The sequence below is a fragment of the Hahella chejuensis KCTC 2396 genome (assembly GCF_000012985.1).
In the GTDB taxonomy this organism is placed as follows: Bacteria; Pseudomonadota; Gammaproteobacteria; order Pseudomonadales; family Oleiphilaceae; genus Hahella; species Hahella chejuensis.
The window spans coordinates 6893006-6919159 of the sequence record NC_007645.1; the positions used below are offsets into that span (position 1 = coordinate 6893006).

Consider the following 26154-nt stretch of genomic DNA (forward strand, 5'->3'; position numbering starts at 1 on the left):
GGGATGACATGCCGGCGATACTCAATACCGGACGCGATCTGATCGCACAGAAACAAGCGGCGGGACAACCGCTGATCATTAACCAGTTTATCCTGGCGGACCTCGACGGACTGGACCCCAGCCAGCCGGTGAACCCCAACGAGGCGACGCCGGCGGCGTCCGCCATCGTGTGGCGCGGCCCCGTCACTAAAAGCGGCTACGTGAGCCCGGATCAGGTGGTTTACAGCCTGCTGCTGGGCGTGAACGTGGGCGACTTTTATTACAATTGGGTGGGCCTGCAGGCGGAAGACGGAACCCTGGTGGCCGCCGCGTACACGGAGCGGCAACCCAAGCGTAAAACCCAGGGCGTGAACCTGGGCAACACGATCACCCGCAATTTTATGATCGCCTTCACCGACGCCCAGGCCGTCACCCAAATCACCGTCAACGCGCAGACCTGGCAGATTGATTTCACCGCGCGCCTGGACGGGATCGACGAGCGCGAGCGCCTGAGCAATTTGGACATTTACGGCGCGCAGGCTTTTTTAGGCGACGGCTTTCTGCTGCGCAAGGAATCCGGCCAGTACACCCTGAAAGCCGGCCAGGGCTATGTGGGCGGCGTCCGCGTGGCGCAGGACACGGACCAGGCGATTAACCCCGGTTCATTACCGAAAAACGTGTGGCTGGACGTGTCCCTGCAGGGGAACGCCACCGACGTGGCGCCCGTGATCAAGGTGGTGTGCAGCAATGCGGATCAAGCGTCCTTCGTGGACGGCGCCAACCGGCTGCACCACCTGGTGAAGGTGGCCAGCATCGCCGGCGATGGCGCGGTGACCGATCACCGCAACCGCCTGGGCGACCCTAAGCCGCTGTATCAGCTGTTTTTGAAAGTGGCGGACGTGGCGGACAACCTGACTACCTCCGCCAGTGATAAGCCGTTGAGCGCGGCCCAGGGCAAGGCGTTAAAGCAATTGGCGGACGCCAAGCTGGGGGCGACGCAAACCGCCGTGAATGCGGACAAATTGGGCGGGCTGACGCCCGCCCATTACAGCAAGGTGGCGGACATCGTTAACAACCTGACCACAAACCTGAGCAATAAGCCGCTAAGCGCGGCCCAGGGCGTGGCGTTAAAGCAACTGGCGGACGCCAAACTGGGGGCGACGCAAACCGCCGTGAACGCGGACAAGCTGGGCGGGCTGACGCCGTCGCACTATCAGAAAACCTCGGACCGGATCGACGCGGCGCGCCTCGTCAACGTGCCGTCGCAGTGGACCGCGCAAGTGGGGCTCTCCAACTCCGTGAGCAGCACCAATCAGTCGGTGGCGGCGTCCAGCTACGCGGTAAAAATCGCCTACGACCTGGCCAATGCGGCGCTACCGCGCAACGGCAAGGCGGCGGACGCGTCGAAGCTGGACGGCCTGCCCTCGTGGACCTTCATACGCCACACGGATCAGACCAGCCATAGCGCGAACAACGGCTATGTGCGGACCTCTACGGGCATCATTATCCAGTGGGGAACGGTCGGCGTGGTCAACGACGGCAGCGTGCCGTTCTCGTTTCCGATTGCGTTCCCGTCCATCTGTTATGTGGTGGTGGGCAACCGCATGGACGCCGGGTCCACCAAGATTCTACCCATTCACACCTGGAACCATACCGCCTTTTATGTGGACCGTTCCGACTCCATCGAGAACGTGACCTATCTGGCGTATGTCGCCATCGGTCGATAACGAGGTAAGCCGCGATGCATTATTTTTACAGCCCCAGCACCCGGGGCTTTTACCTGGAATCCTTACACGCCGCCGGCGGCCTGCCGCTGGATGGGGTGAAGGTGACCGAGGAGGAACGCCAAGCGCTGCTGGACGGTCAGGCGCAAGGTTTAACCATTGAGATCAACGACCAGGGCCGGCCCGTCGCTAAACGCTCCGCCCGGGAGCCGATCCAAGAGCGCCGGGAGCGCGCGAGGCGCGCCATTGACGCCGCCGCCGGCGACGCCCGGGCCGCGTTCGTCAGCGCCGGCCAGCTGGTGGAGGAGGAATACCGTCTGGCGCTGCGCCAGGTGCAGCAATGGCGCGACGCCGGCCAGCCCGCCGACGCCGTGCCGGAGGCCATCCAGCATTGGGCGGACGCGGCGAAATTGTCGGCCTTGGATGCGGCGGACGATATCGAACGCACGGCGGCGCGTTGGCAAGCCGCCTTGCTGCGGATTCGCGGCATTCGTTTACAGGGCAAGGCCGCCATCAATCAAGCCGCCCCCGACGCAGACTTAATGGCGCTGGCGCAGCCCGTTATCGAGCAGCTGGCGGCGTTGCCCGCCTTTGAGGAGCTGGCGGGATCATGAGTTGGCGACTGACCGCGTTCAGCCCCTCAAACACCGAGGCGCAAGCCGTCGCCCTGGCGGCGCCGATCCTGGCCGGCGCGGACGCGTCTTTGGCGGAGGCCAGCGCGCGGATGCAAGGCGTGTCTTTATCCTATGCGCGCAATCCTTTGGCGGCGCAGGCCAACGAAGCGGCGGCAGCGCGGGACGCTTACCTGGCGCTTATGCGCTATGAAGGCCAGACCCTATGCGTGCATCCGTTTCAGGAAGGCGTGGGCGATGGGAGCGGCTTGTATCGCTACTTGTCCGCGCCCAACGCGGCGGCGCGCCTGGCGGCCAAACTGACCGACGCCCAGGACGTAGGCCGCCCCCGGGGCCAGCTGGACGCGGTGGCCGTGCTAATCGTGGCGCGGGATCTGGCGGGCTTCGCCGAGCGCTTGAAATTATTCAACGCGGTATTCCCTGCGCCGGAACTGCAACTGGCGCAGCGACGCGCCGCGCAGCTGGCCACCCTGGAGCAGGAAAAATTCATCCTGCCGGATGCGCCTTTGACGCCGCCTTGGATAGCGCGCGACGGCCTACAGATCCCCCGCCTGGCGCAACACGGGCGCGCGGTCGGGGCGCAGCTGGCCACGGCGCAGGGTTACGCGGCGGAAACGCCAAACCCGATAGTGGAGTTACAAGGCGTCATTGAACGAAAGCGCCAACGCCTGCAACAGCTGCAAAACCATTACACCCAGTTAAAAAGCCAACTGACTGGCCAGGCGGGTTTTGCGCTTTACGCCCAAGGCGATGCGCCAAACGTAGCGGCGCAATTACAAGCACCCGGCGTGCCGGGGCATGAATACGTGCTGACGGCGGGGGCGTTATTCGTCGCCAAAGCGGGCCAGCTGACCTTTTTAAAAGAGATGTTTGGATTATGAGACTCAACGATTTTACCGTCCCCGGGACCGAATTAACGGTGACGGGCAATCTGCGCATCGAGACGGAGGACCTGGGCGGCCAGACCAGCGGCACGGACCGCGCGAACAAGGGCATCAAACCGAAAACCCTGACCGTGTCCCTGCTGATCCTGAAGAAGCACGCCAGGGATTTAACCGACCTGGTTAAAGTGGCGGAAGCGGAGGACGGCGCCGGCAAGCTGCGCGTTTACGACATCGTGGAGGACACAGCGCGAGCCATGAACGTGCGCCAGGTGCAATTCACCGGGGCGTTCGTGTGCAAGGATCTGTCCCCCAGCCAGGCCTGGCGCGTCAGCTTCACCCTGGCGGAATATCTGAGCGTGGCGGAGAAGACCGAACAGCGCCGCGACCTGAGCCAGGCGGAGGCGCAACAGGCCACCGGGGAAACCATCGCCGCCCAGGAAGAGACGCCCGCTGAAGGGGAAGCCCTGACCGGCTTTGAAAGCTTCCTGAGCAAGGTGGACAAGGCGCTGGCATGAAGCTGCATAAATCCCTGAGCGTGGGCGGAACGCCGTTTAAATTGGTGTCTGAAGACGTGCGCCTGGGGTTGTTCAGCCCAGGGCGCGCCGTGTTTACCGTGCAGGCGGACGCGCCCTTGTCGGGCGTGGTCCAGTTCGCCCTGGGCTATGCCCCCAACGCCTTACAGAGTTTTTTTATCGGGTACGTGGAAAGCTGTACGCCCCTGGACAACCAACAACAGCGGGTTTTCTGTCGGGAACTGACCGCCACGTTAAACCGGCGCTTAGCGCTCAATCTGCGCCATGTGTCATTGAATGAAACCCTGGCGGCGATCAGCCAGGACAGCGGGCTGACCTTCGTCACGCCGCCGGAGCCCTACACGACCACCAAAGCGCCGGCTTTTTATTCCTGGAGCGGCGGTTATCACTGCATGGACGCCTTGGCGGAGGTGTACGCCATCCCGCGCATGATCTGGCAACAGCAAGGCGACGGCGCGGTCTACGTGGGCAGCTGGGCGCATAGCTACTGGGCGACCCGGCCCGTAGAGATCCCAACCCATTTACTAAACGGCTTCGGCGTGGCTCACCGCGCCCGCCTGCCAGCGACCCCGAAACTCCGTCCGGGTGTCTGGCTAAACCAAACCCATTACGTCACCCAGGTAAGCCTGGCCGACAACCATATGAATCTGACCTGGAGCGCTGCGCCGTGGACGAAGAGATTAAAAAGATAGTATTACGGATGTTTCCAGAGCTGAGCGGCAATTTGCATTTGCCGCGCCTGGCCAAGGTGGTGGCGATCAGCGACCCACTGCAAAAACCGGAACTCTGCGACCGCTTCCGCCCTCGCTACGCCGTAGACGTGCGCGTGCTGACGCCCCAGGGCGAGGAAGACCCGGAGTTACCGCTTTATCGTTGCGTGCCGTTGCCGGCGTCCTATGGCGGCATCGAGCGCGGCCAGTTTGGATTCCCTGAGCCTGGGACAGTCGTAGAGGTGGCGTTCGCCTATGGCTTACCGGATCAGCCCTTTATCCGCACAGTGCTGGGACAGGGCTTAGGCGCGCCTGGCGTCCAACCCGGTGACCTGGTGTGGCAGCACTCCGAAGCGGTGCGACAGCGTGTGAGCGCCAAAGGCGACTGGTTGCGCGAGACACATGGAGACATAACCGACACCAGCGCCCGCCGGCGTGTGGACGCCCTGGAGAACCAGGAGCGTTACCAGGACAGCCTGACCGAGGTCAGCGAACATAGTGCGGAGCATGTCGGAGGCGTGAAGACGGTGGAAGCCCTGGGGGCGTTAAAACTGCTGAGCGGCGGGCACGCCAACTTGTCGGCGGCGGATAACCTGAACCTGACCACCGCCGCCGATCTTAACCAGGCGATTGCGCGAGATCGGAAAGCATCAATCCAAGGCGACGACAGCGCCACCGTGGGCGGCTCGCGCTCCGTGACGATCAGCGGCAACGACACACAGACCAGCGCCAACAAAACCATCAACGTTCAGGGAAGCCATACCGATATCGCCAGCGCGGCCAGGCAGATTCAAGCGCAAGTTATCGAACTCAAAGCCAGCGCCGCCGTGACCATTCAAGCGCCGGCCATCGCCATGGGCGGCGGTGGCGTAGATGTGTTGCAGGTGATAGCGGATCTAATTGGGGTGGTTCAGGAATTGGCGGCTACGACGGCGAGCCACACCCACGGAGGCGGAGGAAGCGGGGCGCCTTCAAGCAGTGGAAGCCATAGCAGCCAAGCGAGCCGAGCGGGCGCTTTGAAAGGCCAGATTAATGGGGTAATGACCTAGGCTAAAATATTAGCTGATCACCCAAAGCAGAAATTCGTACGAGTGCTATCTTTTTAGAATATGTTGAATGGTAAAAGACAGCTTCCGACCCGAAGCGGACATTGCTCTTGTTGAAATTATTGGTTGAATCTACCAATAGACTTCTAACGACCAAGCTCAGCCGACGAGGGCCTCACCGTGGCCTGAGATCGGGCTGGAGCGCTTTGTTGCGCTTCAAATGAACTCCCGCTCAAATTCTTGATACCGACTCGGCTAATTGTGCGTATCCGGATTTAAAGACGGGTAATTGCCGGAGCAGTCACCGGAGCCCTCGTAGTCTGTTCCCGAGTCTCGAACCTCCCTGAACTTCTGAATGTTACCGCTGGATGGCTCCATGATTAAAAAATCGCGACTGGTATAATACTTGCCGCCTTTTGATAAGCAGAAGCTCAAAATGAAATCCGAGTTTATCTTTTTTAGTGAATATTGCTCGCCGAGAGGAGCGATGTAGACCAAAATCTCGATCGAGCCGCCTTCAGGAAGATCTCCTTTGTAGACCTCAATCATTTTCGCTTTGACGTAATAAGGAGACCAGCCGAAGGGAATGTAATCGTATGTCGGATCTGAAGAGACCACCTTAGTTACCGCGACACTCTTAAACAGGGCTGAGTACCCTGTGTCAACGAAGTTCGGTTCAACCCACATAGAATGATCCGAGCTTTGTGAGCCAGAAGCTCTTGCATCTCGTGTTTCTTTTATTGTTTTTTCTTCATGCCTACAGGGTTTGTCTCTGATGCTGACTCTTCCTGCATCGTCCTTACATTGGTAGACGCTTGCCGCATACGCGTGTGCAGAAAAAAATAGAAAAATGAGGACAATTGTTTTCATGCTGACCCTCTTACGCCGCCAAATGCCACAAATAAGTGGTTATACTTTCTGCATCCGGTGAATTTTCCTTGTTATGTACTGAGTTAGTAAGCAAGTTTTTCATATGTATATTTTTGCATTGAATAGTCGTATGGATATTCTCTAATTGCTTTGTTTTTAGCCCCTTTATTCGATACGCTACCCATGTACATCTTGGCGGATAATTGTTTGTCGTATGTATATTTTTGCATAGAGTAATCATATGGATACTCTCTAATAGTAAATCTCTTTACCTCAATATCGACAACTGTTTGCATATATCGTTTTGCCGCCAGCTGTTTGTCATATGTATATTTTTGCATAAAATAGTCATATGGATACTCTCTAGTAGATAATTCCTTTATTTCAATATTGACAACTGTTTCCATGTATCGTTTTGCGGCCAGTTGTTTGTTATATGTGTACTTCTGCATTGCATAATCATTTGGATATTCCCTTAATGAAAATTCCTTAACTTCCAAATCTTTTACGGTGAGCAAATAGTTGTATGCAGCTACCTGTTTGTTATAGGTGTATTGCTGCATACGAGAGTCATTTGGATACTCCCGAGTTGCAAACTCTCTAATCTCATTTTCTATTGATGAGGCCAAAGCCAAGTTAAATGGCAAAAGCAGAGCAACAACCAGAAACAATAATTTCTCCATAACTCATCCTCCTTTTTTGATCATATACCGCCCAATATAACCGGACCCAAAAGCTGAGCGAGGAGCGAGCGACGCTTCTTGCGATCCGAGTGCATGCGGTTTTTATGTAGGGTCTTGTTCATTGCTTATGAGTTTTTTGCTTACGATAAGCAGAAACAAACCTGAACAGAAATCAACAACCGCCCATAGTTCTTTCGAAAAATGTATTTTTATTAGTGGATTAAACACGATTGCCAAGATGCCAAATACCCACGGCACGACCTCTTCATTTTTTTCATACGTAATAAATGCAGCCCAAGCAAACACGCCGCAGGCAACAATCCTAAGCAGCATGTAATAGCCATATGGCAATGACAATACACCAACAAATAGCATTCCTGCAGCAATGAATATGACAGCTTTTGGCATTATCTGTCTTGCCCACTTGGTCCCGATATTTAATTGGATCTGTATACAGCCTATTAAGCTCCTTAACTTTTCTTATAGAACAAGATGACAAGCCGTGCCAGTGGTATTGGCAAAACGAGCACGATTCTTGATGATCCGTCAATATACTGTAATTACAACCAGCACTTGGCCTCACGTTGAAAGAGGTGAAAGGAAAGCCTAATCAGGGAGTCGGTAAGCAGGAATATCCTGGGTCAGAGTAAAAACTCTTAATGTCCGCTTTTGGCCGAAAGTGGTCTATTGCTATTTGATATTGACTAAAAAGGTAGCACTCCTTCCTAGTGCCTGCTTTCGAGCAAGCACTGTACAGACCTCAAAACCATGCTGTCGTCTGACTTCAGTCCGCAAGCTGTTGTGGAATGAAAGTTCACTCCTCCCCACGCCTGCGGGTTTCGAGAAAAGATTTTCGCCATGAAACTGGATAGCCTAGGGAAGGCGCGCCACTGGCGAGCATGTGAGAGCTAACGATTTTCCTAAATTGAAACTTTCAGCTATGTTTTGAAGTACGGGGGAGCCAAGTTTAAGGAGGAAGCCGCAGCCAGCATCCCGTGGACACCGCTTGCGGCTGTGGACACTTTGTGGACATAATAAATCACATTGATCATTTATTGAACAGCAGTATTATCTATAAGTGATTGATTTAATTATGTTTACGATATTTAAAGCCCGCCAAAATTGGCCAAACAGGCCTGATTCCGAGTCCCAGCCGGATTCTTTGTCCTCTTTTGTCGAAAATGAGCAAGGGGGAGGAATTAAGAGGGTATTGTTGCGTGTTACCGTGGCTTTTCTGGTCGTGGGGATGCTTCTTTTTTACTTTGAAAGCCATACCTCCCGTATCCAGGCGCGGCTGTTTTCGCGTTACGCCGATCAGCTGGATTACAACCTCAACGCGGGCCCGGCTGAAGCCGTGCGTTATCCCCATGAGGGTCCATTCGACCAGCGCCTGGGTTACGTCTCTCTGCCTGATTACTTACAGCAACTGGATAAACAGAACTGGGAGATTAAATCCCAGGCCAGTTTCTCTCCCGCCTTAATGAAGTACGCCTCCCATGGCCTGTTTCCGCCCTACCGGGAAAAATCACAGGCGGGGCTGGATATTCTCGACTGCCGCGGCGACGTGATGTATCGCAACCGTTATCCGCAGCGGATTTACAACGACTTTGAGTCCGTACCGCCGCTGGTGGCGAGCACGCTGCTGTTTATCGAGAACCGCAATCTGCTGGATACGGACCACCCGCTGATCAACCCCGCCGTGGACTGGAGCCGCTTCAGCAAAGCCGCGGTCGTGCGTATCGGCAATACCCTGGGCGGCGACTTCTCCTCAATGGGCGGCAGCACCCTGGCCACCCAAATGGAAAAGTATCGTCATTCCGCCGAGGGGCTCACCGCCTCGCCCCGGGATAAGCTTCGGCAAATGCTGTCCGCCAGCGTTCGCGCCTATCAGACCGGGCCGGAAACCCTGACCGCCCGCAAGCAACTGGTGATGTCCTACCTTAACACCGTGCCGCTGGCCGCTGCGCCGGGCCAAGGAGAGGTGCATGGCGTCGGCGACGGCCTCTGGGTCTGGTTCGGGGCGGATTTCAACGAATCCAATCACTTACTGAGCATGAACGGCGCCGAAGGAGAGCTATTGGAAAAACAGGCTCAGGCGCTGCGTCAGGTTCTGTCGCTGATGATCGCCCACCGGCGCCCCTCCTATTATCTGATGCAAGGCCGCGCCGAACTGGAAAGCCTCACCGACAGCTACCTGCGCCTGATGGCCAACGGCGGTGAAATCGGAGCGCCGCTGCGGGACGCCGCTCTGGCGCAACGCACCCGCTACCGCGATTTCACGGAAGCGCGCGTAGTGACGCCAGTGGACGCGGACAAAGGCGTCAATGTGGCGCGCTTGCGGCTGGCGCGCATGTTCAATCTGTCCCTGTACGACCTGGACCGCACCGACCTCATCGCCTCCTCCACCCTGCAGGGCAGTTTGCAAAGACAGGTATCCGCCTATTTGCGCGGCCTCAGCGATCCGGAATTCGCCAAAGCCACCGGGCTGGTGGGGCCGCGTTTGCTGTCCGAAGGTCAGGCGCGGGACGTGTATTACAGCTTCACCCTGTTCGAACGCTCCGCCACCGGCAACCGGGTGCGGGTGCAGACCGACAACACCGGACAACCCTTCGACATAAACGAGGGCAGCAAGCTGGAGCTGGGCTCCACCGCCAAGCTGCGGGTGCTGGCCAGCTATCTGGAATTGGTCGCCACTTTGCACCTGACTTACGCCGCCGAGGACGAAGACATCCTGCGTCGCAACGCCCAAGCGTCTCATGATCCCATCACCGCCTGGGCGCTGGAGTATCTGATCCAGGCGGAGGACAAATCCCTGCCGCCCATGCTGCAAGCGGCGCTGGAGCGGCGTTATTCCGCCAATCCAGAAGAGATATTCTTCACTGGCGGCGGCGTGCATACCTTCCGTAATTTCAGCAGTCAGGATAACCACCGCTTTCCCACCGTGCGGGAGTCGCTGCGAGAGTCCATCAACCTGCCCTTCGTGCGCCTGTTGCAGGATCTGGTGCGCCATGAAATCAACGCCAACCAGCAAGGCAGCCGGCAATTACTGGGGGACCCCAACGATCCCCGTCGCCATGAATATCTGGCGCGCTTCGCCGACCGCGAGGGTCTGATCTTTCTGCAACGTTTCTGGAGCGTCTATCAGGGTAAAAGCAGCGGGGAACAACTGGATATATTTTTGGACCGTCTGCGCCTGAGTCCGGTGCGGTTGGCGGCGGCGCATCGCTATATCCTCCCCTATTCAGACCTGCGTACTTTCGAGACGTTTCTGACGCAGCAATTAGCCCAGGACAGCATCAGCGACGAACGCATGGAGGAGCTGTTCGTACGTTACGCGCCCGGCGCTTTCAGTCTCCCGGATCAAGCCTATATCGCCGAAGCGCATCCGTTGGAGTTATGGTTGCTGGCGTATCTGCAAAAACATCCGCAGGCGGAGTTCGCCGAACTCTCCGCCGCCAGTCGCGATCGCCGCCAGGAGGTATACGGCTGGTTGTTCCGCACCCGCGCTAAGAATGCGCAGGATTCCCGCATCCGCACCATGCTCGAAGTGGAGGCTTTCGCCAACCTGCACCAGCGCTGGCGCCGTCTGGGTTACCCCTTCGACCATCTGACGCCTTCGCTGGCCTCCGCCCTCGGCAGTTCCGGGGACCGTCCCGCCGCGCTGGCGGAATTAATGGGCGTCATCCTCAACGACGGACTGCGCCAGCCTACCTTCCGTCTGGATCAACTGCATTTCGCCGCGGAAACGCCCTATGAAGTGAAATTGCGGCATCACCGCACCACCGCTGATCGGGTCATGAATCCTTATGTGGCGGCGGCGTTGCGAGAGGCCTTATCAGATGTAGTGGAAGCCGGTACGGCGCGGCGTCTGCAAGGGGGCTTCGTGCTGCCCGACGGGCGCATGCTGGCGCTGGGCGGCAAGACCGGCACCGGCGACAACCGTATTTTCACTATCTCCGATAACGGGCGCCGCAGCGGCGGCACGGCGCTCAATCGCACCGCCACCTTCGTGTTTTACCTGGGCGGCAATCATTTCGGCACGCTCACCGCCTATGTGCCAGGCAAAGCTTCCAGCGACTTCCACTTCACCTCCGCACTGCCGGTGCAGGTATTACGCGGCATGGCGCCGATTCTGGAGCCCTACCTCACTCCTGGCGACGTGACCCTGTGCATCGACACCGTGAAGCCGCATCAGGAACTGGCGCAGGCGGAAGTGGAGATGCTTCCGCCGTTATAGCCTCCGGGAGCTCGCTCAGCGATTGGCGCAGAAACCGAACTCCGTGCTTTCCTGTGGTCCCAGCTCCCGGTTCCAATGCACGCCGGACGCGTTCAGCGCATCGCCCTGCTGGCTCCAGTTCGCGCTCCACACCGTGTAGGCCTGACCTTCGATGGGGACGGACACGGACCAGACCAGATCGCTGTCGCTGGAATTGAAAACACGCACGTTGGCGCAATAGCCGCCGCCCCAGTCATCGGTTTTACTTAGCGTGGTTTGCGCCGGGTTATCCTGATCGCCGCCATCGTCGCTGCCGTCATCTCCGCCGTTGTCGCCATCATCCCCGTCATCGCCTCCATCACCACCGTCATCACCGTCATCACCGCCGCCTTCCACTGGCGACCACCAGTTGCCGGAGATAAACAGCATGGACAACAGGTTGATGGAGTCGGAGTAGTAATCGGAGCGATTGCCGCTGATCAGATCCCAGCCCTGATTGAGGAAGCTCTGATGCCCGGTAACGGAAGCCGCCGCCACCATCGGCGCAGTGAAGGCCATAGCGGAATATCCCACTAAAGGCTCGCCATTGAGCTTGTAACCGGCCATGACGCTCCCCGGGTTACCGCCAGTGGCGTTGATCGCCCATTGCATTAGTTTGTTCATGGCGGCGCTGGCGCGGCTGTCGCCAAAGTGCGCTGCGTCAATGGCGATGCGCAAGGGGTAGCGACAGGCGTTCCAGGAGAAATCGTCGTCCGTGTCCGCTTCCAGGAAGTTGGGCGGCGCCGGCCGGGGATCGCTGTCGATAACGAAGTCCGACATCAGCCCGGTGGCGCTGGCGTAGTTCTTGATCATCTTGTCGATGATCCCATAGGCGGTATCCGCCGCTTCCCCCCAGAAGGCGTCGCCGGTGGCCTGCTGATAGGCGTGCATGTGATCCGTCATCCAGTCCGACGAACGGGTGGTCCACTGATTGTCATCCCAATCCCCCAGCATGGTGCGCTTGGAGGAACGGTGAACGTCATCCCCTTTCAAACCGTTATTGATGATGCGCTTCGCCTGCTGCAGGTAATTAATAGCGCCGTCGGAGCCCCATTGATAATGCGCCAGCAACAGCGCATAGGCGATATCCATATCGCCGTCGGTGGCGGAATCGGAATCCTTGCTTGTATTTTCGCTGGCGTCGATGACCCATGACATCAAATGGTTGTTGAGCGTGGAGCGATGCTTGTCGTACATGTTGTACATGCCGTCGAAATACTGCTTCGCCTCGCTGTCATGTCCAGCCATGAGAGCAAACAGCATCATGCCGTAGCCATGAGCCTCCGAGGTGGTGATCTCGTTGCCGTCGCCGCCAGTACCCTTCATGTTGACGTAATAGCCGCCGCCGGGGGTATTGCCGTTGGACGGCTTCACATAAGCGCTCTTCCAGTAATCATAAAACTGGGCGACCTTCGCATTCATCTGCGTCTGAGAGACATGGTCAGGTTTGATTTTGCCGGCGAACTCCAGCGCCTGCGGGAAAGGCCGCGCCGCCTGGGCCTGCTGCTCAAGCGCCGGCTGACAGACCGCATCCGCCGCAGCGCTGGCTGTTGTCGCCGTCGAGTCCGCGCAACTGGCGAACGCGACCTGCGCCCCCAGGGCTAATCCAGAAAGAAGAATCACCCGCGCCGCCAAAGGCGCGATTCGAAATGTATCAGGCATCATGGTCCGCTTCCTTTACTCGTTGTTTCAGGTTATCGCCCGAGTCTAGGATGGGAATCGTTCCCAAACGATCACCCGAATGGAGTAAATACCGGCGTATTCCGACAGAGGATTTGGAGTAGGCGCTCTTGCAATAAAGAGCGCCAAAATTGCAAAGGACGCTGTTTCTCCGCCCGCTTAAAGCTTACGCAACTTGCGCCAGATAAACCGCAGAGGGAAGAACAGAAGGGTTAGCATCACCAGCCACGGCAGCAGATAGGCGACGGCGGTGATGACCTCGGAGATGGCTTCCGACAGGTCTTCCGAAAACGAGGACAACGAGCGGCTGATGGGTTTCCAGAACGACTCATTGTGCTCTGCGTCGAAGGAGATGTTGAGGATATCCATATTCACCCGCTGCAGCAGGTAGGCGTTGTCGCCCGTGGCCCGTTCCAGTTCCGCCTGGGTTTGCGCCAGTTGTGAGGCGATCTTGATCAAAGAATCAATGTTGTCGGCGGAGCGCTTTTCCAGCTCCAGCAGACGATCGCGATAGCTGGTCAGCATTTCAACCTGCTTTTCCGCATCGACGATGGCCGCCGCCAGATCTTCCACATGGGTATTCACCTGCGTCACTTCGCCCGCTTGCGCCAATAACTCCAGAATCGGCTTCACGCCGGCGGGTTTGATCCGTAAGCGCAGACTGGCGCGTGCGTATTCCCGGTTCAGCTCGGCGTCGAGCAAGGTACACTGGTTTTCCCGGTCCGCCGCGCAGGCGTCCATGATTTGCTGGTGCGCGGCGGCGATCTTATCTTCCTGCAGACGCGCGCGAACGGAATGCTCATAGGCCAGGTAAGGATTGGATTCCCGCTGCGCGGATTCCGCCCGCAATGAAGCGTCCCCTTGCGCCCGGCCGGAGTATTCGGTAGGGCTGCAGGCAGCCAGGGACAACATGAATACCGCCAGCATAAGGCGGCGCACGAATGGTTTCAGCATGGCGCTTATTTCCTTCTGGAACAGAGACGATGGACAAAACTTCCGGCGCCGGATTCAGCAAGGAGGGGCGGCGCACTGCGCAAGTCGAATCCTCCCTGACGATAGAATCTTAACGACCGCCGTCATCTTAAGGACTATTGCTCAGGAAGTGTTAGTAAATCGACAGGCAGGCGCTTAAAATTGCGCCCCCGAATTGTCCGTCGACCCGACGGCCCGGCCGAAAAGTACGGGCGTTTTCACCGCCGCCGCATTCCTGCGCGCCGGGTTTGACGCATCGCAAGTTTTAAGCGGCAGTTTTAAATTTCTTAACCAAATGGTCGAGTTTTCTATTACACTCCCGCTAACAATAACAGTTAAACAGAAGGGTTTTTTATGATACCAGTTCTCGATATTTCCCGGTTTGACTCAGACCGGCAGGCGTTTTTGGCCGATCTAGGGGCTGCATACAAAGAATGGGGCTTTGCGGGAATTACCGGACACGGCGTACCTAAAGAAACTATCTTCAACGCCCTGCGCGCCGCGGAGAAATTCTTCGCATTGCCGGAAGAAGTGAAGAAGAAATACTTCCTGGATAACTACGGCGCACGCGGCTACACCCCGTTCGGCACTGAAATCGCCAAAGACGCCGCCGTGGTGGATCTGAAAGAGTTCTGGCATGTAGGCCGGGAAGTACAAGGCGAACCCCCTTACGAGCAACTGATTCCCAATGTGTGGCCGGAAGAACTGCCGGACTTCAAGTCCGCCATGCTGGAGATGTACCAGGCTCTGGATAACCTGTCCAACCGTATGTTGTCCGCCTTCGCGTTATTCCTGGGCGAGGACGAGAGCTTCTTCCGTGAGAAAATCAATTTCGGCAACAGCATTCTGCGTCCCCTGCACTATCCGCCGATCAATGATGATTCCCTGCCCAACGTGCGCGCCGCCGCTCACGAAGACATCAATCTGATCACCCTGCTGGTCGGTTCCGAGCAGGAAGGTCTGGAAGTGTTGAGCAAAAAAGGCGAATGGACGCCGATCTCCATGATCGAAGGGACCATCATCTGTAACGTCGGCGACATGCTGCAACGCATGACCAATCACGTACTGCCTTCCACCACCCACCGCGTGGTGAATCCCAAAGGCGAGGCGTCCAGACACAGCCGTTATTCGATTCCGTTCTTCGTGCATCCCAACCCGGACGTATGGCTGACCGCTCTGCCGCAGTGCGTTACCGAGGAAAATCCGGTGCGCGACGAACCCATTCTGTCTCACGACTATCTGGTTGAGCGTCTGCGTCAGATCGGTCTGTTGAAGAAGTAACTCTCAGCCGGCCACTGCGTAACGCAGCTCTGAGGGACTGACGGCGTAATCATTGGCGCTCATATCGCGCCGCGCCATCAGTCCCTCTTCGTTGAACTCCCAATGCTCATTACCATGGGTGCGCATCCACTGCCCCGCCTCCGCGTCATACCACTCATATTCAAAGCGCACGGAAATGCGGTTGTCCTGATAACACCATAATTCCTTCATCAGTTTGTAACGGGTTTCACGCTCCCACTTACGGGTCAAGAACTCACGTATGCGCTCACGTCCCTGGAAAAATTCAGCGCGATTACGCCACTCCGAATCCTCCGTATATCCCAATGCAACCACCTCTGGATTACAGGTGTTCCAGGCGTCTTCCGCCATTTTGACCTTGGCGCGGGCGGACGCTTCGGTAAAAGGAGGAACTGGAATCTGCTTGCCGTCTCTTTCAATAAACATAAATTGCCTCTCTGTTTTCATTAAAAAGTAGACTATATTGTCTACTTACGCCGAACAGAGTAGACAATCCAGTCTACCTTTACAATCGAAAAGTAGACAACTTCGTCTACATGATGCTTAAGTGATTGATTATGAAAGTTTCAGCACGTGAAAAAATTATCGAAAGCGCCTACCGCCTGTTTTATAAGCAAGGGCTTCGCGCCACTCAGGTGGATCAGGTGATTCAGGAATCCGAGGTGGCCAAACGCACCTTCTACAAGCATTTCCCCAGCAAGCAGGATGTGGTGATGGACGCCTTGCAGGAGCGTCACACTCGCTGGCTGCAATGGTTTACCGATAAAGTGGAAGCGCTCAACACGCCGGGTAAAGAGCGAGTGCTAGGCATCTTTGACGCTTTACGGGAATGGTTCGACGATCCTGCGTTTCGCGGCTGCGCATTTTTGAATGTGACGGCGGAAATCTATGACGCGCAGGAGCCGGAACGGGAGTTGGCGCGGCGACATAAGCAGGACATGGATGGGAAAGTCGCCCAATGGCTAAAGCAAGCGGGAGTGGAGGATGCGGCGCTGGCGCGACAAATCGGTCTGTTGATCGATGGCGCTATCATTCGCGCCCAGTGTTTTGGCGACCCGGATTACGCTCAGACGGCGCGAGCTTTATGCGCGGCAATATTGCGCGCTTGAGTCGAGAAGTCCGACTGCGTCAGTTGGCCACCGGGCCGCTATTCTTGCGCTCCTTGAAGCTGGCCGCCACGGCTTGCAGCACCTCGCTTTTACTGTCGTAGCGGGACGCCAGCGTCCAGCCCAGCACCTGGTAAAAGTGGGCGTCGCCCATCACTGTGGTGATCAGATAGGTCACTTTGACGCCGCCGGTGGCGCCGGTCAGCGCCACCTGGCGCGCAGGCAGACCATTGATTTCAACCGGACGCCATTCTCCCAGCGTGCGGGGATTTTCCAGAGATTCCTGCATCAGGGACACAATGAGGTCGGAATAGTCCGTCAATGTGTAGCCGTCTTCAAAATCAACGCGGGACTCTTCCAGAATCAGCGCATAGGCGTCATCGAACAAATTGCCGCCCCCCAGAGACGCTTCTTCATTCAGGTCATCCATTTTCTTCCAGCGTCCGGGCACGCTGAGGGACAAACGTCCGTCAGCGCTGCGCAACACCTTGTCCAATGCCTCCGACGCGGCGGAGACGCGCCGGTCTCCGCTGCTGGTGTGGCTTCCGCCCCGACATATAGTCGGGCGGTATTGATCCGGCATAGAACCTTCCATACAGGTCCATTCAATCTGTCCATTCCTTTCTGCGGGAATCCAGTCAATGGTGTTATTTTCGCGCAGGCTTTTGATGTCATATGTCACGACCATGCGGGCGTTTTGTTGCAGCTGAATACTGGCGACTTTATCGCGCAGTTCCTCAGGCAACCCCGCATCCAGGTTCTGGTTGGGATAGAAGCCCGTACGCTGGATAAAAGCGCTGACTTTGTCCTGGTTTTCCTTAACAAACGGCATAGAGGTCTGGACTTGAGACCGCGTCACATAGTCCTGGTAGGCGGGAATCGCTACCGCCGCCAAGATGCCGATAAAGGCCACCATTACAAATAACCCGACAACCGCAGCGGCAACCATAGCCGCGCCGCCGCCGCGAACCTGACCGTATTTTTCCTGCCATCTGTCTTCCGACGACGCAAAAAAAACAATCGCCTCAATCAACGACACCAGGCTGGGAATCCAGGTAAACCAGAACAACATATAGAAAATGCCCCACCATTGGCCCAGATAGAACCGGTGTACGCCCAGCCCGCCCAGGAAAAACGCCAGCAGCCCCGCCGTCACTTTGCTTTTTGAGCTGGTAGGGGTTTGTTTGGCGTGACAATGAGGACACTCCGTCAAGGTCGCGGAAATATGCGCGCCGCACTGGCGGCAGTATACGATTTGATCTCTTACTACCGGCGCCGCAGGCGCACGGTAGGCGTTATTTACGGCGGCATTGGTAGCTGCTTGCGCCGCAGCGGGTTTGGGAGCGACGGGCCTGGGCGCTGCAGATTTAGACGCAGGCGCTGCGCGCATGGGCGGCTCTTTTTGCACCGGCGCCGCCGCGCTCTTGACCAGTTCACACACGCCGCCGGCTTGCTCTATCGCCGTTTTATATTTCTTGGCGGTAGCGCCGTCGACGCCTTTCTTGATCACATGACGGCTTTTCACCATCATTTTTTCCACCTTGTCCACATCCGTCCTGAACAAGGCGGCCAGTTTGTTTATTACATCATCTGGGTTCATGCCCTGTTGGCACTGCCCCAATAAAACAACATCGAATTTTAATTCAGACACGACTATTCCTGTCAGCCTTACAGCCGCTAAGTGATTGATACTACTCTATTATACGACCATCCTGAGTTCGTTCTACGACGTGGTGGTCAAAACTGAGATAGGAGAAGCGTCCGCTTCTCCGTTAAGAAAAAGCGGCGCATAGTACTAGGATGTAAGGATAGTTTAAAAGCCCGAAGGGTCAAAAACCCATGGCGGATGACGTGCTGCGACGAGGGTCGGCGGCGCCGAAAAACACGCCGTGTTCATCAATGAGAATGCTCTGGCTGGCGCCCATGGCCGCCTTTTGGTTCACCGCGTGCCCCATTCCCTCCAGCAGCTTGACGGTGTCGGGGCTGAGCCCTTCTTCCACGCGAATCTCATCCGGCGACCATTGATGGTGTATACGGGGCGCATTCACCGCCGCCTGAATATTCAAGCGATGATCGATGACATTCATGATCACCTGCAAGGTGGTGGTGATAATGCGCGAGCCGCCAGGGCTGCCGGTAATCAGGAAGTTCTTGCCTTTGTTTTTCACGATGGTCGGCGACATGGAGCTGAGCATGCGCTTATTGCCTTCGATCTTGTTAGCCTCGCCGCCCAGCAAACCATAAGCGTTGGGCACGCCCGGCTTGGCGCTGAAGTCATCCATTTCGTTGTTGAGCAGGAAGCCCGCGCCGTCGACCACAATGTGCGATCCGTAGCTGAAGTTAATGGTGTAGGTGGTGGACACCGCATTGCCCTTGTTGTCGGCGACGGAGAAGTGCGTGGTCTCATTGCTTTCATAAGGCAGGGGGTTGTCCGGCGCCAGCGTGGCGCTGGGCGTAGCGCGGTTCATGGGGATGTCTTTGCGCTGCTTCGCCGCGTAGTCTTTGGACATCAGCCCTTTTTGCGGCACTTCCACAAAATCGGGATCGCCCAGGTACTTGGAGCGGTCCGCATAAGCCCGCTTCATAGCTTCCGACATCAGATGAATCGTTTGTGCGGAGTTATGTCCGAGGTAGCCGATTGGATAACCTTCCAGTATGTTCAGAATCTGAATCACATGAATACCGCCGGAACTGGGCGGACTCATGGAATAAATGTCAAAGCCGCGATAAGTACCGTGCACAGGCTCACGCACGACTGGCTGATAGCTCTTCAGGTCTTCCAGCGTAATCAGTCCGCCGCCGCGCTTCATTTCTTCCACAATCAGCTTGGCGGTTTCGCCTTCGTAAAAGCCTTTAACGCCTTGCTCGGAAATGCGTTTCAGGGTCGCCGCCAGATCTTTTTGAATAAAGCGGTCGCCGGGTTCATAAAAAGAACCGTCCTGTTTGAAGAAAATTTTGCGGGAAGAATCCCATTTACGCAGCCTTTCCGCACTGTCTTTCACCCCATGACTGAAACGGGGCGTAACGATAAAGCCCTCATCCGCCAGTCGGATCGCCGGTGCCAAAGCCTCCTGTAACGAGATCGTGCCGTATTTCTCCAGCGCCATGGCCAATCCCGCCACTGTGCCGGGCACGCCTGCGGCTTTGTGTGAGAAGCGGCTCAGATTGCTGTCCGCCTCGCCGTCCTTGTTCAGGTACATATCCCGGGAGGCGGCCGCCGGCGCTTTTTCCCGGTAATCGATGGCGATCACTTCATTGCGGCTCTCCGAGGAGATCAGCATGAAGCCGCCGCCGCCAATATTGCCGGAACGGGGTTGCGTCACCGCCAGGGCGAAGGCGGCGGTTACCGCGGCGTCAATGGCGTTGCCGCCGTTTTTCAGCACTTTCAATGCTTCTTCCGTCGCCAGAGTATGACTGGTGGCCACCATGCCGTGATGCGCCTCCGTAGGGACGCTGCGGTCTCCCTCCAGAATGAATTCGGCGTGGGTCGGCGCCGCGACTGTCAGGGTCAGGGTGAGCAGGAAGGGTTTCGAGAGGATGGATACGAGAGACTTGAAGCCAAAAAGTCGAGCGTCGGTTATTTTTTTTGTTTCGCTTAGCATAACAACATTCCTTATTGGTGAATGGACAATGCCGTTCTTGTACGCCAATAACATGCCAGTAATAACAAGCGCCTACAAGCTTCGCTTGCGAAATTCACTGGGCGTCTCGCCCGTCCAGCCGACGAAGGCGCGGCGGAAATTGGAAGCGTCGCTGAAGCCCAGTAACTGCGCGATTTCATCCACGGTCAGACGACTGTCCCGCAAGTGCTGCAACGCCAGCTCTTTCTTCACTTCCGCCAGCAGCGCTTTGTAGGCGGCGCCCTGCTCCGCCAGTTTACGGTGCAGGGTGCTCACGCTCATGTGCAGTCGTGAAGCAAGTTCGGTTTGACTGGGAAACTCGCCGGCGCCGGCGTACAACATTTCTTTCACCCGCCGGGGCAATTGTTCGTCCCGCTCGTCATGCTGGATGGATTCGCAGCGCTTGGTGAACAGGCTCGCCGCCATGGGGTCCGCCGAGGGCAGCGGCTGCCGCGCCACGCTGAAAGGAATGAGAATGCCGGTGAACGTCTGTCGGAACCGCACCGGGGCCTGAAATATCTCACGATACAATTCCAGGTGGGGCGGCTCCGCATAACTGAGGTGAATTTCCACGCCCTGCATACGCCCGCTCAGCAGAAACTCCGTCGACGTGTAGATGCTGCTGATCAGAAACTCCGTGGTCACCCAAGGCCGCTCCGGCAGGGTGAAACTGGATTCGCAAGCCAGTTCGTAATAGCCGTCGCGCGTCCGCAATTCAAAATACGCCTTGGGCGCCTGCACCCTGTAGTACTTCACCAGCAACTGCAGCGCCTGTTCGTAGCTGGCGCTGGCCATGGCGGCGTACCCCAGGGCGCCATGGGTGTTAACGTTCAGGCGTCGCCCCACCAGCAAACCAATGCCGGTCTCCTGCACCCGCTCCGCCGCCAAACGGGTCACCTGCTCCAGGCGCCGTTGGTCAATCAGGGTGTCCGCATTGAGTTCGTCTTCCTGTAACTGGCAATCCTTTAAAAATTCCGCGCGATCAACGCCCCGCTCCACTAACAAGTCGATCAGCACTGCAACGTAATGACCTCTCATGACAGCTTTATCCGCTCTGGTTTATTGTTGTTGGCGGCGTCCCGCGCCGAGTCTGTCGTTGTGACAAAGAATGACCCGCTAATCGATGGGCCGCAACCTGTTTGCGCGCCGCTCCCGGTTATAGATTGTAATCAGATCACTTGGGTCAACGGGAGACGCCGTCATGACAATGGAAAACACAACCGCCCCACGCCACTCCATCACCGGCGCGAGCGACAGCCGCACGCCGCCGGAAATCAACGTCGAACCACGCAATCTGAGCTTCGATGTGGATGCCGAATTAAGCACGCTGTGGCATGGCGGAGACGCATTTAAAACCGCGTTCTTCAATGCGCTCTCCCTGCAATTTCCCGAGGGCGAGCACCTGTTCATCAAGGCCGTGCGCGACTACCGCAAGCAAGTGAAAGATCCTCAGCTACAGCAGCATATTCGGGGGTTTATCGGGCAGGAAGGCATGCATAGCCGGGAGCACGCCCGCTACAACGACGCTCTGGCGCAACGCGGTTACAACCTGGACAAAATGAACGCCCGCTTTCACAAGCACATGGAGTTTGTCGGCGGATTCAAACGCAGTCGCCGTCTGGCGGGAACCTGCGCCGCCGAGCACTACACTGCCGTCCTGGCTCACGGCGTGCTGAAGAACCCGGACTGGATGGCCGGCGCCAGCCCAACCATGCAGGCGTTATGGCGCTGGCATGCGGTGGAGGAAATCGAGCATAAATCCGTGGCCTTCGATGTGTATCAAAGTCAGGTCGGCCTTTATCGGATGCGCTTCGTGGCGTTCTGGATCGTCACCTTCCAGTTCTTCCGTTTCACTTTCCTCAACACCTGCTCGATGCTGAAAACAGAAGGTAAATTCTGGGACCTGAAAACCTGGCTGCATGGATTTAATTTCCTGTGGGGCAAACCCGGCGTGCTACGCCAATCATTGCCCCAGTTTCTGCGCTATTTACGCCGCGACTTCCATCCCTGGCAAGTAGATGACCGGGAAGAAGTGACGCGCTGGCTCAACAATAATCAGCGCCCAACGGAGGCGGCCTGAGATCTCTGGAAGGCTCAACTTAAACTTCTACTTGCAGAGACATTGTTAGCGCACTAACATACTGCGCCATGAAATTAGATGACAGCCTGGGTTTTCTGCTCAACAAAGCCGCCGGGGAGATGAAATTCGCTCTGGAGACGGCGTTGCGTCCCTATGATCTGACACCAGGGCAGTGGTCAGTGCTGGCCCGATTGCGACAAAACGACGGGCAGAAAATCAGCGAGCTGGGAAAATCGCTGTTTTTCGATCGCCCCACCATGTCCGGCATCATCCGCCGGCTGGACGTAAAGGGGCTGATTCTGAAAGTCCCTGATACAAGCGATCAACGCGCTTATCGAATACATATCAGCGCCAAGGGCGTTGAGTTAATGGGCGAGTTGCCGATTCTGGCCCAGGACATCAATGCGCGGGCGTTGCATACGTTCACCCCCGAAGAAGCTTCCCAATTCAAAGACTACTTGCGGCGCGTTTTGAAAAACATGTCGTAGGGCGTTTTTTTAAGCATATAGTTAGCGCACTAACAAAAAAGGAGTATGTTTGTGAGAACTTTACTAAAAACCATTCATCTACTGGCGATCGCCGTGTTCTTTGGCAGCATCGCCGCGTATATCTTCTTCGGGGCGATCCTGCCTGAAGACGATTTACGCGCTCTGACGCTGAACCGGGAATGGGTGGCCGCCGGCACGGCCTGGCTGACTCTGCCGGCGATGTGGCTCGCTGGCCTCAGCGGCATTCTGTTATCCGGAAAACCCAAAGCGACCTGGCTGTGGATCAAAGTCGCCGGGTTCGTTTTGATCGCGCTGAATGCGCAGTTGATGGTGTATCCGGCTATTCTGCTATCGCTGGAGACCGTCAGCAACGCCAACCAGATCTTCGACGACGCTATGCTGCGAGAAGCCGTGTTCGGCGCGTTCAACCTGCTGCTGATACTGACCCTGGTAGTGGTGGCGGTTAAGAAACCATTCCGCCGCAGCCGGCCCACCGCCTGATCACAGGGCTTCGATCCGCTCCAGATAATCCTCCGCCTGCGCCAGGATCTCACGTCGCTGTTCCTGCGAGAAACGCTCCCAGGACCGGTAAATCATGGCGAGCCGGGGGTTATTCTGGAGCAGCTCGCGATGCCGCTCTATAAAGCGCCAGTACAGGCTGTTGAAGGGACAGGCGTTGGCGCCGGTCCTGGCTTTCACGTCGTAGCGGCAGCCCTTGCAGTAATCGCTCATGCGCTGAATATAGGCGCCGCCGCTGACATAGGGTTTGGTGGCGATCAGTCCGCCGTCGGCGAACTGACTCATGCCTCGGGTGTTGGGGGCTTCCACCCATTCGATGGCGTCCACATAGACACCCAGATACCACTGATCCACTTGGTCTGGATCGATCCCGGTCAGCAGACAGAAATTGCCTGTCACCATTAGACGTTGAATATGATGGGCGTAAGCGTATTGCAGCGACTGCCCCACCACCTTGCTGACGCAGCGCATATGGGTGTCGCCGTCCCAGAAATAATGGGGAAGGCGTCGTCCTGCGTCGAGCGCGTTGCTTTGCATATACTCCGGCATATTCGCCCAATACACGCCACGCACGTATTCACGCCAACCCAGAATCTGCCGCACGAAGCCCTCGATTTGAGGCAGGCTGATGTCGCCCTCAGCCTGTTCATAACGCTCCAGCGCCGCGCGGATCACCTGCATGGGATACAGCATTTTGGTATTCAAAGCGAATGATAACCGGGAGTGATACAAGCTCCATTGCGCCTCCACGGCGTCGGTCATAGCATCCTGAAAGCGGCCGAACTGGGGCAGACATCGTTCGCAGAAGTGTTGCAGCAATTGCAGCGCCTGGCGTCGCGTCACCGGCCACAGCAAGCGCTCATGGGCGACGCCGAAGGTCTTCACCGCATATCGCCGCAAACGTTCGAGAATAACGCTGACATCGTTGTCGAAACACAGGGGGTCGGGAATTTCCGCCAACTGCTCCGCTTTGATTTTGTTGCGATTTTCGCTGTCAAAATTCCACTTTCCCCCCAGCGGCGCCCCATCCTGCATCAGAATGTCGAAGCGCTTGCGCATACGCCGATAGAAGTTCTCCATGGTGAGGTGCTCGCCGCGCACAAAGTGGTCGGATATCTCCGCAAAAGGCAGCAGAAAATGCTCCGTATCGACCTGCGCGATGTCAATTCTCTCCCCTAACTTAAGCTGTTCCATCTGCTGCAACAGGCGGTATTCGTCTGGACGTTGGTATTCGAAGCGGCGCACTTGATGGCGCCCGCACAGATGATTTAATAGCGTCGGCAGGTCGGCGAACTCCTGCGTGTCATCCAGGGTCAGATGTAACACTTCATGACCGGCTTTCCGTATCGCGTCGGCGAACGATTTCATGGCGGCGAAGAATGCGCAGACTTTCTGCACATGATGCACGACATAATCGACTTCCTGAGGCAGCTCCGCGATCACGTAAAGTACGCCCGGATCTGTTTCCCGGAACCAACTGTGGGCGGCGTTGAGCTGATCGCCGAGCAACAGCCTCAGCGTATGAACATGGGCGGGCATGATGCACTCTACTTGTCTTGGACGATAATTCACCTTCGCCAATGTGTTGCGAACGGGCTGTCATGATTACGCCCTGACGCTTGCTTCGGATCTCTGCTGACCTAGAATCACAAAACCTACTTACGAAAAGATCACGCCAGTATATGAAATGTCCCAAATGCGGTTTTGAACAACGGGATAGCAACGTCGACTGCGAAAGCTGCGGCATTGTTTTCGCAAAGTACTTTAAATATCACCCGCCATCGCAGGCCAATGAGAAGCCGCCTCCCGGACAGGAGCTTGAGCAGGACGTAGAAGACATTGAGGAGACAGTGTCCTGGCGGGACATTTTGCTGTATCCCGGCGACGCTTCCCCCGACCCGATTTCTCTGGGCGGACGCGCGCTGCTGCTGGCGGGGCTGGCGATCTGGGGGGTGTGGCTGATGACCTCCTCCATCGCTTCCAATGCGGCGGGAGAATCCTTTCTCCACTTGATTAACCTGCCTTTTCACGAAGCCGGACATGTCATTTTCCGCCCCTTCGGACAATTCATCGCGTCCCTAGGAGGCAGTCTGGGTCAGTTGATCATGCCCGCCATCTGCTTCGGGGTGCTGCTGTTCAAACATCACAACACCTTCGGCGCCGCCGTTTGCGCCTGGTGGTTTGGCGAAAACTTCCTGGATCTGGCGCCTTACATCAACGACGCGCGGGCCGGCCAACTGCCGCTGCTGGGCGGCAACTTCGGCCACTCGTCCCCTTACGGCTTTCATGACTGGGAATATCTGCTGACGGAAACCGGACTGCTGCGCTTCGATCACGGCATCGCTCAGGGCGCGCATCTGCTGGGCAGTGCGATTATGGTCGCAGCGGTGATCTGGGGCGGCGTACTGCTGTACAGTCAGTTCAAGCTAATGCAGGAACAAGGCTAACGCCCTATCTACGTCAATTCGTAGAGCACGTCAGGGCAACGCTCTTCATTGCCGGACCCGTCGCTAAACCGCACGGCGACGAAGCCATGGCGTTCGTAAAAGCGCCGGGCGTCCTGATTCTGCTGAAAACAATGCAGCCTGACCGGCTTCGAGGCCAGCGTCAGCGCATGGGTCAGCAGCTGTGAGCCAATGCCGCATCCGACATAGTCAGGGGCGAGATAAAGCTGAGTGAGCCAGGTCAGGCGGTCGCCTTTGTCCAACGAAAGAAATCCAGCGATGCGATCGTCCGCTACGGCGAGCGTCACCGACTCGCGGGGAAGCAACAGATATCGCACCCAACCGCGGACTTCCCGTTCCGAGTGGGCCATAGGAGCATAAGCCAGAAACTTCTTTCGCGACGCTAACATGATATCAGTCACGGTATCGGCGTCAGCCGCCGTGGCCGGTCGCAATACTACATTCATCGTTTACTACCTCTCAAACAAGCATAGCCTGACCGGACAGCCGCTGCTCGCCGTCCGCTCCTCTGGCGCTGACGCAGACGACAGAAAGCGCCTGTTTTGGCCAAATACGGCGGACTCACCTAAGCTATAGAACGCACCCGTAAATCAAAACATCATAATGGAT

At 56.9% G+C, this 26154-nt stretch carries 24 protein-coding genes; 13 read left to right on the plus strand and 11 right to left on the minus strand.

Going from position 1 to position 26154, the window contains the following annotated elements:
- Positions 1–8: 8 nt before the first annotated feature.
- Genes HCH_RS32855 through HCH_RS30635 form a run of 6 tightly spaced genes read left to right on the plus strand, consistent with a single transcriptional unit; the run spans position 9 to position 5511 of the window.
- Positions 9–1706, plus strand: coding sequence for a phage tail protein (locus tag HCH_RS32855; RefSeq protein WP_011400456.1), 1698 nt, complete (start codon positions 9–11; stop codon positions 1704–1706).
- Positions 1707–1720: 14 nt separating this feature from the next.
- Positions 1721–2317 carry a hypothetical protein gene (locus tag HCH_RS32860; protein ID WP_011400457.1) on the plus strand — a complete coding sequence of 199 codons (597 nt, stop codon included), beginning with the start codon at positions 1721–1723 and terminating at the stop codon, positions 2315–2317.
- Positions 2314–3216, plus strand: a complete 903-nt coding sequence (locus HCH_RS30620; protein ID WP_011400458.1) for a hypothetical protein — start codon at positions 2314–2316, stop codon at positions 3214–3216. Before HCH_RS32860 ends, HCH_RS30620 begins: the two co-directional genes overlap by 4 nt.
- Positions 3213–3734: a hypothetical protein gene (locus HCH_RS30625; RefSeq protein WP_011400459.1), complete on the plus strand. Its 522-nt coding sequence runs from the start codon at positions 3213–3215 to the stop codon at positions 3732–3734. Before HCH_RS30620 ends, HCH_RS30625 begins: the two co-directional genes overlap by 4 nt.
- On the plus strand, positions 3731–4444 hold the full coding sequence (locus HCH_RS30630; protein ID WP_011400460.1) for a hypothetical protein: 714 nt from the start codon (positions 3731–3733) through the stop codon (positions 4442–4444). Before HCH_RS30625 ends, HCH_RS30630 begins: the two co-directional genes overlap by 4 nt.
- Positions 4420–5511, plus strand: coding sequence for a hypothetical protein (locus HCH_RS30635; RefSeq protein ID WP_011400461.1), 1092 nt, complete (start codon positions 4420–4422; stop codon positions 5509–5511). Before HCH_RS30630 ends, HCH_RS30635 begins: the two co-directional genes overlap by 25 nt.
- Before the next feature lie 252 nt (positions 5512–5763).
- On the opposite strand, the gene HCH_RS30640 is transcribed toward HCH_RS30635, so the two are convergent.
- The 3 genes from HCH_RS30640 to HCH_RS30650 all read right to left on the minus strand — a co-directional run bounded on the left by HCH_RS30640 (position 5764) and on the right by HCH_RS30650 (position 7469).
- Positions 5764–6378: a DUF4124 domain-containing protein gene (locus tag HCH_RS30640; RefSeq protein WP_011400462.1), complete on the minus strand. Its 615-nt coding sequence runs from the start codon at positions 6376–6378 to the stop codon at positions 5764–5766.
- An 83-nt stretch (positions 6379–6461) separates the two neighbouring features.
- Positions 6462–7061, minus strand: a complete 600-nt coding sequence (locus tag HCH_RS30645; protein WP_011400463.1) for a hypothetical protein — start codon at positions 7059–7061, stop codon at positions 6462–6464.
- A 102-nt stretch (positions 7062–7163) separates the two neighbouring features.
- Entirely contained in the window at positions 7164–7469 is a 306-nt protein-coding gene (locus tag HCH_RS30650; RefSeq protein ID WP_049781168.1) for a DUF6804 family protein, read from the minus strand.
- An 805-nt stretch (positions 7470–8274) separates the two neighbouring features.
- Between HCH_RS30650 and HCH_RS30655 the strand changes: the two genes are divergently transcribed.
- On the plus strand, positions 8275–11298 hold the full coding sequence (locus tag HCH_RS30655; RefSeq protein WP_202945283.1) for a transglycosylase domain-containing protein: 3024 nt from the start codon (positions 8275–8277) through the stop codon (positions 11296–11298).
- Positions 11299–11313: 15 nt separating this feature from the next.
- On the opposite strand, the gene HCH_RS30660 is transcribed toward HCH_RS30655, so the two are convergent.
- Together HCH_RS30660 and HCH_RS30665 are read right to left on the minus strand one after the other, a co-directional pair.
- The gene (locus HCH_RS30660; protein ID WP_011400465.1) at positions 11314–12981 is read right to left on the minus strand and encodes a glycosyl hydrolase family 8; all 1668 of its coding nucleotides are present in this window, start codon (positions 12979–12981) and stop codon (positions 11314–11316) included.
- Positions 12982–13155: 174 nt separating this feature from the next.
- Positions 13156–13950, minus strand: a complete 795-nt coding sequence (locus tag HCH_RS30665; protein ID WP_011400466.1) for a DUF4349 domain-containing protein — start codon at positions 13948–13950, stop codon at positions 13156–13158.
- A gap of 372 nt (positions 13951–14322) precedes the next feature.
- On the opposite strand from HCH_RS30665, the gene HCH_RS30675 reads away from it, so the two are divergent.
- Complete coding sequence (locus tag HCH_RS30675) at positions 14323–15249, plus strand: isopenicillin N synthase family dioxygenase (RefSeq protein ID WP_011400468.1); 927 nt, start codon at positions 14323–14325, stop codon at positions 15247–15249.
- A gap of 3 nt (positions 15250–15252) precedes the next feature.
- Here the strand turns inward: HCH_RS30675 and HCH_RS30680 are convergent, their stop codons facing one another.
- Positions 15253–15693 (minus strand): nuclear transport factor 2 family protein, encoded by a 441-nt coding sequence (locus HCH_RS30680; RefSeq protein ID WP_011400469.1) that lies wholly within the window; start codon positions 15691–15693, stop codon positions 15253–15255.
- A 131-nt stretch (positions 15694–15824) separates the two neighbouring features.
- On the opposite strand from HCH_RS30680, the gene HCH_RS30685 reads away from it, so the two are divergent.
- A complete protein-coding gene (locus HCH_RS30685; protein ID WP_011400470.1) occupies positions 15825–16376 on the plus strand; it encodes a TetR/AcrR family transcriptional regulator in 552 nt (183 codons plus the stop codon).
- Between the two features lie 19 nt (positions 16377–16395).
- Here the strand turns inward: HCH_RS30685 and HCH_RS32865 are convergent, their stop codons facing one another.
- The 3 genes from HCH_RS32865 to HCH_RS30700 form a co-directional block, all read right to left on the minus strand.
- The gene (locus HCH_RS32865; RefSeq protein WP_011400471.1) at positions 16396–18024 is read right to left on the minus strand and encodes an NINE protein; all 1629 of its coding nucleotides are present in this window, start codon (positions 18022–18024) and stop codon (positions 16396–16398) included.
- A gap of 178 nt (positions 18025–18202) precedes the next feature.
- Positions 18203–19975: a gamma-glutamyltransferase gene (gene ggt, locus HCH_RS30695; RefSeq protein WP_011400472.1), complete on the minus strand. Its 1773-nt coding sequence runs from the start codon at positions 19973–19975 to the stop codon at positions 18203–18205.
- Positions 19976–20047: 72 nt separating this feature from the next.
- The gene (locus HCH_RS30700) at positions 20048–21031 is read right to left on the minus strand and encodes an AraC family transcriptional regulator (protein WP_011400473.1); all 984 of its coding nucleotides are present in this window, start codon (positions 21029–21031) and stop codon (positions 20048–20050) included.
- Positions 21032–21194: 163 nt separating this feature from the next.
- Here HCH_RS30700 and HCH_RS30705 point away from each other — a divergent pair, with 163 nt between their 5' ends.
- The 3 genes from HCH_RS30705 (at position 21195) to HCH_RS30715 (ending at position 23062) form a co-directional block, all read left to right on the plus strand.
- The gene (locus tag HCH_RS30705; protein WP_011400474.1) at positions 21195–22073 is read left to right on the plus strand and encodes a metal-dependent hydrolase; all 879 of its coding nucleotides are present in this window, start codon (positions 21195–21197) and stop codon (positions 22071–22073) included.
- A gap of 68 nt (positions 22074–22141) precedes the next feature.
- A complete protein-coding gene (locus HCH_RS30710) occupies positions 22142–22561 on the plus strand; it encodes a MarR family winged helix-turn-helix transcriptional regulator (protein ID WP_011400475.1) in 420 nt (139 codons plus the stop codon).
- Between the two features lie 45 nt (positions 22562–22606).
- Positions 22607–23062, plus strand: coding sequence for a hypothetical protein (locus tag HCH_RS30715; protein WP_041599043.1), 456 nt, complete (start codon positions 22607–22609; stop codon positions 23060–23062).
- Here HCH_RS30715 and HCH_RS30720 read toward each other — a convergent pair whose 3' ends face one another.
- On the minus strand, positions 23063–24619 hold the full coding sequence (locus HCH_RS30720) for a cryptochrome/photolyase family protein (protein WP_011400477.1): 1557 nt from the start codon (positions 24617–24619) through the stop codon (positions 23063–23065). It lies immediately after the preceding gene.
- Between the two features lie 143 nt (positions 24620–24762).
- Here HCH_RS30720 and HCH_RS30725 point away from each other — a divergent pair, with 143 nt between their 5' ends.
- Entirely contained in the window at positions 24763–25527 is a 765-nt protein-coding gene (locus HCH_RS30725) for a hypothetical protein (RefSeq protein WP_011400478.1), read from the plus strand.
- A gap of 8 nt (positions 25528–25535) precedes the next feature.
- Here the strand turns inward: HCH_RS30725 and HCH_RS30730 are convergent, their stop codons facing one another.
- The gene (locus HCH_RS30730) at positions 25536–25991 is read right to left on the minus strand and encodes a GNAT family N-acetyltransferase (protein WP_011400479.1); all 456 of its coding nucleotides are present in this window, start codon (positions 25989–25991) and stop codon (positions 25536–25538) included.
- Positions 25992–26154: the final 163 nt, after the last annotated feature.